Annotated in this window: 11 protein-coding genes; 4 read left to right on the top strand and 7 right to left on the bottom strand. The window is 43.6% G+C overall.

Going from position 1 to position 12,131, the window contains the following annotated elements; genetic code table 11:
* Positions 1-62: 62 nt before the first annotated feature.
* Positions 63-413, top strand: coding sequence for a hypothetical protein (locus AB4161_RS03660; protein WP_017057980.1), 351 nt, complete (start codon positions 63-65; stop codon positions 411-413).
* Between the two features lie 285 nt (positions 414-698).
* Positions 699-833, top strand: a complete 135-nt coding sequence (locus tag AB4161_RS03655) for a hypothetical protein (RefSeq protein WP_372082819.1) — start codon at positions 699-701, stop codon at positions 831-833.
* A gap of 153 nt (positions 834-986) precedes the next feature.
* On the opposite strand, the gene AB4161_RS03650 is transcribed toward AB4161_RS03655, so the two are convergent.
* The 3 genes from AB4161_RS03650 to AB4161_RS03640 form a co-directional block, all read right to left on the bottom strand.
* Positions 987-1,604 carry a glutaredoxin domain-containing protein gene (locus AB4161_RS03650; protein ID WP_017062739.1) on the bottom strand — a complete coding sequence of 206 codons (618 nt, stop codon included), beginning with the start codon at positions 1,602-1,604 and terminating at the stop codon, positions 987-989.
* Positions 1,605-1,672: 68 nt separating this feature from the next.
* Positions 1,673-2,563, bottom strand: a complete 891-nt coding sequence (locus AB4161_RS03645; protein WP_017068384.1) for a DMT family transporter — start codon at positions 2,561-2,563, stop codon at positions 1,673-1,675.
* Between the two features lie 155 nt (positions 2,564-2,718).
* The gene (locus AB4161_RS03640) at positions 2,719-3,723 is read right to left on the bottom strand and encodes a porin (RefSeq protein ID WP_372082817.1); all 1,005 of its coding nucleotides are present in this window, start codon (positions 3,721-3,723) and stop codon (positions 2,719-2,721) included.
* 376 nt (positions 3,724-4,099) lie between these two features.
* Here AB4161_RS03640 and AB4161_RS03635 point away from each other — a divergent pair, with 376 nt between their 5' ends.
* Positions 4,100-5,116, top strand: coding sequence for a succinylglutamate desuccinylase/aspartoacylase family protein (locus AB4161_RS03635; protein ID WP_136978903.1), 1,017 nt, complete (start codon positions 4,100-4,102; stop codon positions 5,114-5,116).
* 314 nt (positions 5,117-5,430) lie between these two features.
* Here AB4161_RS03635 and AB4161_RS03630 read toward each other — a convergent pair whose 3' ends face one another.
* The 4 genes from AB4161_RS03630 to AB4161_RS03615 all read right to left on the bottom strand — a co-directional run bounded on the left by AB4161_RS03630 (position 5,431) and on the right by AB4161_RS03615 (position 10,084).
* On the bottom strand, positions 5,431-6,150 hold the full coding sequence (locus AB4161_RS03630; RefSeq protein ID WP_372082816.1) for a DsbA family protein: 720 nt from the start codon (positions 6,148-6,150) through the stop codon (positions 5,431-5,433).
* A gap of 127 nt (positions 6,151-6,277) precedes the next feature.
* Positions 6,278-6,847, bottom strand: a complete 570-nt coding sequence (locus AB4161_RS03625; RefSeq protein ID WP_372082815.1) for a protein disulfide oxidoreductase — start codon at positions 6,845-6,847, stop codon at positions 6,278-6,280.
* Positions 6,848-6,850: 3 nt separating this feature from the next.
* A complete protein-coding gene (locus AB4161_RS03620) occupies positions 6,851-8,914 on the bottom strand; it encodes a protein-disulfide reductase DsbD family protein (protein ID WP_372082831.1) in 2,064 nt (687 codons plus the stop codon).
* 921 nt (positions 8,915-9,835) lie between these two features.
* Entirely contained in the window at positions 9,836-10,084 is a 249-nt protein-coding gene (locus tag AB4161_RS03615; RefSeq protein WP_017062732.1) for a hypothetical protein, read from the bottom strand.
* 251 nt (positions 10,085-10,335) lie between these two features.
* Here AB4161_RS03615 and AB4161_RS03610 point away from each other — a divergent pair, with 251 nt between their 5' ends.
* Entirely contained in the window at positions 10,336-11,940 is a 1,605-nt protein-coding gene (locus AB4161_RS03610; protein ID WP_136978909.1) for a mechanosensitive ion channel family protein, read from the top strand.
* Positions 11,941-12,131: the final 191 nt, after the last annotated feature.

Raw genomic sequence — 12,131 nt, 5'->3', positions numbered from 1 at the left:
ACGTTGTATTTGTGCTGATGGTTTTCTACAATGCTTCGGTCCATTGAATAGGTAAAAACAAAATGCAGCAAAATGAATTTGAAGTACTGGTAAAAGCTATCTGCGCACTAGATGGCCTGCCTCAAGCGCTTGAGCTATTGAAATCCAATGAGGATACAGAAGTCGCTGAGGCTGCTGCATCACTGACTGGTCAATTTGCACTTGCTGAAGTGGAAGGCGAAAAGCGTATTTACCACGTGACGCTTCAAGAAAATGAACAAGGCGAAGAGCAAGAGTACATCGAACATGTTATGAATGAAGGCGATGACTTAATCAAATTTGCAGCTTGGTTCTTTGAAACGATGTTTGAATTGAAGCAAAAAGACACATACCAAATTGCCGGTAAAACTTACAGACAGCCAAAGCGCAGCTAGGTTTCTCAGTAAAGCATTTTAGAAAGCAGCTCTATTGAGCTGCTTTTTTTATCAGTGTCTAAATCAATGTCTTGGGTTGTTATTAGGAATGGAGCATTAAGCTCAAACCAGAATTTAGGTTAACTCATTGATATACAAAAACAATGCTGATTAGCACAGAGACAAAATTAGGCTAATTGCAAATGAATGCTTAATATTGCATTAAAGTGTGATTTAGATCTTGTTTTTGGGCGTTTTAAGTGTAGAATCCGCGCTAAAGAAAGTTGATTATGTGCGGAGATAAGCATGAATTACGAACTAGGCCACGCATACCTTGGTCAATTGGCAGCAAAAAACATGATGCACGAAGCATTGTACGGCACTTTAAAGCCAAAGAAACCATCGTTCTTTAAGCGAATGATGAAGAAAATGGCTAAATAAGCATTTTCAAAAACGGAATTTTAAAAGGCCTTAAACTCGATGAAGTTTAAGGCCTTTTTCGTTTTAGCGATTGGTGAAAGTTATCGCTTTGTTTTGTTGTGGATGGACACAAAAAACACTAATTAAGCTTCTGACTAATGGCTTTTAATGAACTCAGCCAGCAGATTGATTGGATAAGTCGACCACATTATTAGGGATGCTATCTAAGCCATTCTCTTTCATCCACGCTTCTAAGTTATCGGCACCACCGATGTACTTACCATCAAGCCAGATCTGCGGGACGGTGACCGGTGTTTTCTCACCAATGTGTGCTTTTACCTCTGGAATCATACGGTACAAAGCGGCGCTATCTTTTACGACATCGTGGTATTGGTATTCAACACCCGCTTCATCCAACATTTTCTTTGCTTTAACACAGAATGGGCAGGTCGCCTTACCATAAACGATGTTGCCTTTTAAGCTGTCTCGTTTGGTCCACTCTTTGATCACGGATTGGATTAACACACCGCGATTCAGCGCTTCACCTTGGCTGACAACCTTGCCTTCAACAACAAGGATTGGAGCATGCCAAGAGCCTAGTTTTAGCGGCTCCCACCAGTGAGACAACCAATCTTTCACTTCCAGTTCGACATCGACATCGGCCAACTCATTCTCAAAAGTATCCTTCAGAATGTCTTTGGTTAGGGTACATTCTCCACATGGGATGTTAACTTTAAATGGACCCCAGCTGCCTGCCCAACGGTATAGTGTAATCTTGACTGGTTTCTTCATGGTTACGGCCTCGTTTGAATTCTCTTATCCATATAGAACGGACTGTCGAACTATTTATTTCACCAACCTTAAACTTTCTTCACTTTTGAAGGTTTTTTAGTTTCCCAGTGCGTTATAAATGCAACTGACGCAATAATAATAGCAGCCCCTAGCCATAAACGACCTGGTGGAACCCAACTAAATACAATCCAACCTGCTAAAACATTTAGCGGTAATTTGGCGTGGTCAAAAGGTTGCACAAACGAAGCATCAGCGACCGAGTAGGCTTTTACTATCGCCCATTGAGCGAGTGCCGTCATAACACCGATAACAATCAAGATAGCCCAAATTGTACCGCCGCTTGGCGTCTGCCAATCTGGCGCGGCAAGCAGGATGTTAAATGGTGTGATTAATAGCAGCAGGTACACCACCATGGTTGAAGGGCTGTCTTGTGAAGAGAGCTTTTTCACCATCAGTGAGTAGCATGCCCAGAAGAATGCGGCACCGACTGGTAATAGCGTTGCCCAGTTAAAGTCTTCAGCCCATGGCTCTAGAATCACCATCGCACCTACGAAACCGGCTAAGGTCGCGCTCCAGCGAGCAGCTCCAACTTTCTCCTTGAGGAAAAGCCCTGAACCTATGGTTGCAAACAGTGGCGACGTCATGAGAAGGGCAATGCCTTGCCAAATTGGTACTGGGTAAGCCAGTGCCCATATCCAAAGTTGAATACCAATAACAGACAAGAAGACACGAAATACGTGCAATTTGAGGTTGTCGGTTTTTAGCGCGCGACGAATGCCCAGCGTTTTCAGATAAGGAAGAATAGCGAACAACGCGATAGCGTATTGAATGACGGCGACGGTGGTAGAAGTAAGTCCGAAATGAATGCTAGCAATTTGAGTTAGGCTGTTAATAACGGCAAAGGCTAGGCCTGCGGTTAGCATCCAGCTAGCGCCTTGGATCGGATGGTGTTGTGACATGATGCTTCTAATTATTTGATGTGGTTCACCTATGATACGGATTTAGCACCACTTAACCAGAAAAAGCATTGATGAAGTCAGTCAGAATATTTGAATATGAAAAAAGGTTGAGCCATTGCCCAACCTTTTTAGTCTGTATCTAAAGTCGATTTAGATTAGAAGTCGTAGCGTACACCTAGGCGAAGAGAGTCTTCACTTTGTGTTTCTAAACCTGCAACTTTTACGTCGTCTAGATTGTTTAATTGGTAAGCAACGTATGTACGGATAGATTTGTTGAACTTGTAAGTACCAGTCAGCTCAAAGAAGTCAGCTGTGTCTACAGTTAAGTTCTGTGTCGCGTCTTTTTCTTGTTTTTGGTACAAACCTGCCAGTTCAAATTGGTCTGTTAGCTTGTATTTAGCAGCAACTTCCACACCAGAGAACTCAGTTTTTGCTTTGTCGTCTAGGTCACCCATTGTGTAGGTTGCACCTAGGTATAAAGCATCCATTTTGTAGTTAATACCAGCAATCAATGCTGTAGCTGAACCATTACCATTACCAGTACCGTTGTCGTTACCTGAGTAACCAAGACCGAAACCTAAGCCCATCGGTAGTGTGTAAATGCCAGAGATACCGTAACCGTCAGTATCTTTGTCTTCACCAGCAATCAAACTTGCTTTAAGAGAAAGTGCGTCTGCGTCGTAAGCGTATACAAACGTGTTATTGATTTGCTCGTCACCTGCATTGATGAATGCTTTTTGGTCACCAGAGTAGATAGTAACATCCGACATTTCTGAGATTTGAGCTGCAGCTGTATCTTGACGACCTACTGATACTGCGCCGAAGTTACCTTCAAAACCTGCATACATGTAACGTTGCTTAAAGTTGTCAGTTTCATCATTGTCAGCTGAAGAATTTACGCCTTGTTCTGCTTCGTAGAAACCAAAACCAGATAGGTCGCTAGTGATTTCTGTAGTACCGCCAACATTTAAACGAACACGGCTTTTATTTTTCATTGTTCCGTCGATTTCTTTACCGCCTGAACCAATGAAATCACCACGGAATTCCGCACGACCGCCAATTTTAAGTTCTGTACCGTCAGAGCTGTAAACTGTTGCTGCTAGAGATGAACCTGAAACTAGTGCCGCTACCACTGCAGAAGCTAGAACTGCCTTTTTCATAATCACTTACCTTGTATTTTAAAATCCGTGAGCAATGTGCTCTCCGTTTCGATATGAAGCTAATTTAGAGCAGATAAATTAAGCTTTCATTTCCATAAAATTACATTTTCGTGAATGGGGAACTTTTTTAAGTGTTGATTTTATTGCATTTTTATTTCATGCGACTGAGTGTTCTATGAATAGTTATACAAGTTGCGTGTATTTCAAAGGTCACATTGGCAAGTTTTACCTTGCAATCACGTATGTCGATGGTGGTGAATTTTGGCTGCGCTGAGAGCTTGTTAATCTGATTAACTGCTTGTACTGGTAAGGATATCCTCTATGATGCAAAAACTTAGAAGAGAATAGATTCTGCTCAACAATATGGAGACGTTGGATGAAAACAGAGTACTTAGGCGATGTTTTACAAGGTAGGCAGGTTATTGGCTCCTTGAATGTTGAAGACCTACCCGTTGGAGAGCACCAGTTTTGGTTTCAAGTCACCAGTGATGGGCTAGGGCAACCTAAGAACATGCCGGTTTCTGTTTTCAAAGGCAGTCAAGAAGGTCCTAGTTTGATGATCACCGCCGGTATTCACGGTGATGAGCTAAACGGAGTGTTGGCTGCACAGCAAATTATCAGGGACTTAGTCGGTAAAACGCTCAAAGGCACGGTAACGATTGTACCTACTGTGAATCTGTCTGGCTTGCTGAACCATAGCCGTGATTTCATCTCTTCGGATCCGGGTTCTTGCCCTGCTAATCTTAATCGACTCTTTCCGGGTGACGTGAATGGCTTGGCTGCGGAGCGCTTTGTTGCGTCTTTGTGGGAGCGTTTGCTTAAGCATAATGCCACCTTCGCCGTTGACCTCCACACTCAAACTCGTGGCGCAGTTTATCCACTTTATGTGTTTGCTGATTACCGCATAGAACAATGTTTGGAGATGGCGAGGCTGATGCAGCCCGATTGTGTTCTGAATGACCCTGGTGACCCAGGTATTTTGGAAACGGTTTGGAATCGAAGTGGAATTCCGAGCATCACGGTGGAAGTTGGGATGGGGAAATTTACTCAGCCTGACATGATTCAACGAGCGGTAGACGGTGTTTTTAACATGCTGTCTTATTATGAAATGTTCGAGGTTGAAATAAATCATCCCGAGAAAATGCAGCTGCCGAGTATGGATTGGATAGAGGGTAATGATGTGGTTTCTATCCGCGCTGATATTGGTGGTTTCGTATTGCCGCAGGTTGAGCTTCTGCAGAGCGTAGAACAAGATGATCTGTTGGCTATTCAATATGACGCTTTTGGTAATGAGTGTCGCCGTTATCACGCGCCGTCTGCCGGACGTGTCCTTAGCTATAACGTGGATGCGTTAAGGGAGCCGGGTGCGCTTGTTTGTCGTTTGCTAAGTTAAGGCTTAGTCGGTTTGACGTTTCCGTGTTAATGCACTGTGTTGTTATCTAAAACACGTAAAAAAAGACCGAGCTAGGCTCGGTCAAAGGACAGTTGTCTAGAGTAAGCACGTCTTGGACTCATCGAGAGAACTGCTTTTAGAGTAGCGAGGCTAGATTAAGAATCCATTGCAAGATAGTGACACTTCGACTGCTTTTCTGTTTCAAAAATAATATTGAAAACATTACCTTAAGCTCATCAAAAGCCGACTGTGAGTTACGCAGGTCGGCTTTTTATTCACTTCTCTTTCGAATTTTTATCTCTATCTACAGTCGATTAAAAAGCGTCGTCCACGATCTCTTTTAATCGGTCATAAGGCACATATCCTGGTAAAACATTTCCGTTCATCATCATGGTTGGAGTGCCCGTTAAGCCGAGTGCACTGAACGTTTGATGGTTAGTGGTTAGAACCTGGTTTTGTTCTTGAGTTGTTTTTAGTTCCGCCTCTGTTCCCGTCTTCTTGGCAACGGCTTCTAGTGAGCTTTTCGAGTGAATACCGCTTTTCGCCATCAGCAATCTATCAACTTCAGGGAATGCTTCTGGGTTATCTTTCCATACTTTCATCGCGTATAGCGCCGCGTTGGTGTCTAGCCCCGCAACTTGTTGTTGCTTAAACGATAAGTACACGTTGATCACTTTAATGTCGCTGTTTTCAGAGGCTAATTGAACCAAGCCTTTTTCCAAGCGCTTACAGTAAGGGCAGTTATAGTCGGTAAAGTTAATGATGACCGATTTACCATCTGGATTGCCAAGGATCGGGTGAGCGTCATTGTTGTATAACCAATCATGGCTTTCCGCTTGGGCTTTCTTCGCTTGCTCTTGACCTGCTACGTACTGCTCTAAACTGGTATGCAATCCAGAGATCGTCGATGGGTTTTCCTTCAGGAATTGATTAATTTCTTCAAGTTGTTGAGTTTGTTCTTTGTTTAATTCTGCGAAGGTATTAGTACTCATTAATGAGCCTAAAATCAGTGCGCTTATCAGATGCTTTTTCATATTGTCTTTTCTCTAATTCGTGATAATCGTGAGCGCTTATTAGGTTGCGCTCACATTAATATTGTTTGTTAAACTGGCTGAGTCGGTTTATTTACTTAGCTTTGCTCTGTTTTTCTTTGTGAGCGATTTAGGCAAAGTAGGTTCTTAACCACAGGCCGATAGGGGATGTAACGCCGGTTGCGATACTGCTGATCTTTCCATCTTTGATGATGGCAATACTTGGCGTGACATTAACGCCCCAACTTCTGCTGATTGACCCAGAAAGATCATTGATAACAGGGAAGTCATACTCTTTTGCATCCAAGTAGCGCTGGACACGTTCGTCTGGACCAGACGATAGAGCGACCGAAACCACCTGATGGGAATCACTGAAGCTATTAACCGTCGGGCTTACAAATTTGCAGGCACCACACCAAGTCGCCCCAAAATAGACAATGACTGGCTTACCATTTTTGCTTAGCTCGATAACATCAATATCTTCGCCTTGGAGCGATTGACCCACAATTGGAATCGCATCGCCCTGAGGCATGCTTCTGCTGTGATAAAAGTCCATGGCAAATGAAACCACGCCAACGATCAATATCATTGAAACCAGTTCCTTTCCCCACTTCTTAAGACGACTTGGCTTTTTGGCCTCACCCTTTACAGCGTCGTCTTCAATCGTGCTAGATTTATCTTCATTGTTGGGAGTCTTCATCAGTTATCTCGCAGCGTCGATGGCTTGAACGACAGTGTCACTGTTGAGAATGACAGGCAGTGGAATACCGCTTTTATAGCTCGGGCCGTAGACGATATTAAATGGCACACCAAATCGCCCATTACTTTGTAAGTATTGAGTGACACTTTCACTTGGTGTTGTCCAATCACCTTTCATCAAAACAATGTCTTCTTGCTGTAGGTGACTGTAGACAGGGTCTTGAAGGATGACGCCGATCTTGTTGGCTTTACAAGTGATACACCAATCAGCAGTCACATCAACAAACACCGTTTTGCCTTCATCAACGAGCTGAGGGATTTGCTTCGCATCCAGCTTTTGCCAAGCGAGATCGTCAACAATCGGAGTCGCCCAGTTATCAGCGGTGACACTACCGACGATCAATGCAGCACCAAACACCAAGGTTGTGGTTGCGACGATAGGAATAAGCACCTTGCGACCCAACTTACGGCCAATCCAAATCAATACTGAAATCACGATAAATAGCGACAGCAGGATAGTTGGGAATTTACCAATGAATGGGCTAAGGAGGCTTGTTAGCCATAGGCTGGTAATGAACATCATTAAGCCAAATACCAGCTTAACTTTGAACATCCACGCCCCAGGCTTTGGAAGCAATTTGGTTAGGCTTGGGAATAGCGCAAAGATCAACCAAGGCGCACTCATACCGATACCAAGCGTGATGAAGATAGCCCATAACTCTTGGTAGCTTGCTCCAAGTGCATACGCGACAGCGGTTCCTAGGAATGGCGCGCTACACGGCGTTGCTAACAGCGTTGCAAACATGCCTTGAACAAAGTGGCCTGAATGTGAGTCATCGCCTTTGGTTGCCATCCAGGTGTTTAAACCTGATGGTAGTCTGAATTCGAATAACCCAAGCAGGTTAATCGAAAACAGCAAAGTGATGATCAGCATGAACCCGATGAACCAAACATTTTGGAACTGGATTCCCCAGCCAATTGCATTACCACCCATTTTTAGAGCGGTCATACCTAGGGCTAACAGCGCAAATGATGTAATGACACCTGAAGCAGAAGCTAAGAATGAGAGTCGAATATGACGATTAGATGCACCTTGGTTTTGAATGATGCTGTTTAATTTCATTCCTAAGACTGGCAACACACATGGCATGATGTTGAGGATCAAACCACCAATTAAAGCGAAGCCTATCATCGCCAAAAAGCCGTTGTTGCTTGTTTGGTAAGCGATCGGTTCTGAGCCAACTTTGGCCGTCATCTCTTCGGCGAAATTAGTGTCTGAAACGGTGACACTCACGTTACGGTCCGTTAAGTCGACTTCACCTATCCAGTTGCTCACATCAAATACGGCCGTCATTGTATTGTCTGTGATGTAGACGCTTGGTTGAGAGAAGAAGTCATCAATCACTTCTTGCCCGTCAATCAACACCATCGGCTTATCCCAGCCATTTTTACTTGTCAGCTGAGTAACCAGTTGCTGCTTGCTCTTGTCCCAAAATAGACCATTGACTGAAGTGCGATTAGCTTCTCGTGGAGATTGGCTCATGCCTTGGTTGAACAAGAACATCGCTTCTTCATCGAGCGCTAAAGTTTGTGGGTCAATCGGCAGTTCGATATCGTAATCGGTTAACACACAGATATTGGTACACGACGGAAAGGTAAACGATGCCCTGAATATCGCAGGCTTCGTGTTGTCTTTCAGGGATAAAGTGACAGGAAAGCTGACATGTTTTTTGTAGCCTAACGTCATGACGTCAAGCTGCTCGTAGTATTTAGGTATCGGCCAGTGCCACTCTACTGACTCAATGTTTGTTGAACCAGACCAGTCCCAGCTTGGCGGAATGCCACCTTCGCCTGGGCTGCGCCAATAGGTTTTCCAGTCGCCGTCGAGCACGACATCGAGCACGGTTTGGATCTTAGAGCCGTCATCCGACTGTTCACCCGTCGACATCATTCGCATTTTAACAGGCGGATGCTCAGGCACACTAAGCCAGCCCGTTGTCTGTGCCAAGGCGGTAAATGACGTCATAACCAAAAGGGCAGTGACTAAGGTTTTCGCGCATGTACGCATAGAGAATGCCAATGAATCGACAAACTTAGTTAGTAGTGTGTTGTACACAAATGTATCTCCAAAAAATAAATAAAAGGGTGTAGTAGCCCGGTTATTTACTCTCTAAATATACAGTGCTTTAGATGCAATCGGTGTTTTGTCGGTCGAGTAGAGCGATGATTGTCTCTAGATAATCTCGAGATGTGAGGAGGTAAGTTAAACGCAACAGCAATAATAAGTACGAATGGGATCAGCCAGCCGGTTTTTGGGGCGGCAAAGGTCAGCATTTTCGAACTTAGGCTGCATGAATTTGAATTGGGGGACGTTAACATTTTTGAGGCTTCTAAGCCGAAAACGCTGGCGTATAGAGCAGCCATTTTTTCTGAAGAAGCGATGTTGGTTTGGGGATTACTGGTTTCTGTATGAGTTTGTGTGCCAACTTGGACTGATTGGCCATTAGCGGATGCAGATAACGATACTTTCTTGACGGCCAGAGTGCTCGCCAGACAAGTTACGATAACCAGTCCGGTAAGGAAGAGCGCCCAAAGCGAATGCTTTTGTCGGCGGTTCTGTGTGGATAAGAAAAGTAGCGATGTGTTCAGCAAATTAGTCAGTAATCAAATCTGTTAGTCGTTAAAGCAAGCTTATTGAATTGTGGTTAGCTTAGATAAGTTCTCTTCGTGCCACAAGTCATAAAATGGTTAAAGTGAAACTATGTATAAATGCGGGAAACGGCAGATACACGATAAAAGACGCATAAACACCAATTCACGCGAATACTACATTGAGCTGTAGCTAAAGTTCACAACAACTGAAAGTTATCGCTAATTATTCTGTATTGAGTGGTTTATTAACTATCAGGACGGGACAGGCGATACAAAAAAGCCCAACAGATCGTCAGTGAACGTGTTGGGCTTTAATCATTGGTGCTATTGGAAAGGCTTAGTGAGTGCGGCGAGGGCCGTTACGTACCAAGTCTTTACCGTTATCAAACACCTCTTTGGTGATCCAGCGAGCAAGCAGAACTTTATGGCTGCTATTGAATACAGCAACGAAGTGACGACCATCTGAATTATTGGTTGCCATGCCTACACCTTCAACGCCTTCAAGGCCTAAACCGCCAGCTTCCACTGAAATTAGGAATTGCTCTAGTTCTTCTAGAGACTCAATAATATCAAGTTCGTTGTTCATTTTTATGCTCTCTTGCTGTGAGCCAACATCGTATTTAGGGCGCTTTAGTGCTGTGCTCGAATGAAGATATTGGCTGTTGTTCTTTGTTGGATGCGTACTCTACAGGTCATAAGAGGGGATTGGAACTCTCAAATATTAGAAGCAGGCTGATAATTTGCGAATTTTTAACATAACATACGTTTAAATGCTTGTTATCCATATTCTTTTTACTACTATTTATAGGGTCAATTTAGACAGTGATAGGAATTAATATGATGAAGGTTTGGCGTTGTCTATTGTTAATGTTGGCGTTTGTCGCATTTGGAAGTTATGCGCAGAGCGTTGAGAAAATCGCAGAAGTACAAGATCAGTTAATGCTCGATCTAGCAACATTAGAAACGGCGCATGATGCTGAGAAGCCCTTTCTTGAAGATATCTTAAGGCGTAAGAATCAGGGCCTACGCGAAGAGATTTTTTCACAGCTATCGTCAGATAAAAAAGAGGGGCTGGATGTCACTCTTGCTCAGCAGGTCGAACTGCTACAAAAATTGCTGTCGTTGAATGAAACTAAAATCGTTTCAATGAGTAAAGAAAACCGTTCCGCTGAGGGTGACGCTAAAAAACGCCTTGAGTTGCGTATTCAAAAACGAATCGGAATGATGGATGTCTATTATCAGCAGCTTGCTAAGACCTTAAATTGGTCGAAAGAGCGTGGTGTTGATGTTGCTGTTCCTAAAGGTGAACTTAAAACGGCGTTAATTGCTCGTTCTAAATACCTGACTAATGCCATTCTTTACACAGACACACAGCGACAAGATCTAGAAGCGCGTTTGTCTTTTGTGAATGAAGAAGAGAAAGCGACGATTAAAAAGGAGCTTGAGCGTTTCAGCGAGCGTACTAGCGTTATGGTCGCGAGCTTAGAAGAAACCATCACGCTAATGGAACCGTTTGGCGTGGATGTGACTTCGTACAAACGTGTTTTGCTAGCGACGACAGGTGACATTAACGCCGATGTGTTGGATGTTGATGTTGCACTGGAGCTGTTGGATGGTTGGCTTCGTTCGTTCAGTTCATGGGCTTTTGAAAATACCCCTTCTTTTATCGTTAAACTTGCTCTGTTTCTCGGTATTTTGTATGTAACTCGCCTTATTGCTAACGTGGCTCGCAAAACCGTTCGTAAGAGTGTTTCGCACTCTAAAATGGACTTCAGTGTATTGATGCAGGACTTCTTTGTATCCATCGCATCTAAAGCGGTCGTGTTTATTGGTTTGCTTATCGCACTGTCTCAAATAGGGATAGAGCTAGCACCTCTTCTTACTGGTTTCGGTGTAGCCGGTGTCATCATTGGTTTCGCATTGCAAGACACACTATCTAACTTTGCATCGGGTTTGATGATCTTGATCTACCGTCCTTATGACGTCGGTGACATGGTTAAAGTGGCAGGCGTGCAAGGCACGGTAAAAGACATGAGCTTAGTATCGACGACTGTTCAAACCATTGATAACCAACGCTTGGTGATCCCAAACAACAAGATTTGGGGTGACGTGATCAACAACATCACGGCAGAACGTGTAAGACGTGTTGATATGGTTTTCGGTATTGGTTATTCAGATGATATCGATAAAGCGAAAGCGGTATTGAACGACATCATTCTTGCACACCCTCTAGTGTTGAAAAAACCAGAGCATATGATCAAGCTTCATACCTTGAATACGTCTTCTGTTGATTTCGTAGTACGACCTTGGGTTAAGACTGATGACTATTGGGATGTGTACTGGGATGTAACGGAAACCGTGAAGAAACGCTTCGATGAAGAAGGCATCACGATTCCATTCCCTCAACGAGATGTACATATTTACAATCACGAAGAGAACTAAACGAAAGATCTAGTATGAAAAGCTATTACGAAAAAGCTAAGCATGGCTTAGAGCCATCATTCTTAATGTGATATCAAATGGACGCTGAACAAGCGTCCATTTTTATTGGCTGCCGCTTATGTTGAGCTTCATTCTTTTATGTCACTCAACCACCTTAGAATTACGTTATGATGGGGTAGGCTTAATCTGGA

The organism is Vibrio sp. 10N.286.51.E5 (genome assembly GCF_041469125.1).
Lineage (GTDB): Bacteria > Pseudomonadota > Gammaproteobacteria > Enterobacterales > Vibrionaceae > Vibrio > Vibrio crassostreae_C.
The sequence above is the reverse complement of the archived record's forward strand: the minus strand, read 5'-3'. Positions and strand labels throughout refer to the sequence as shown.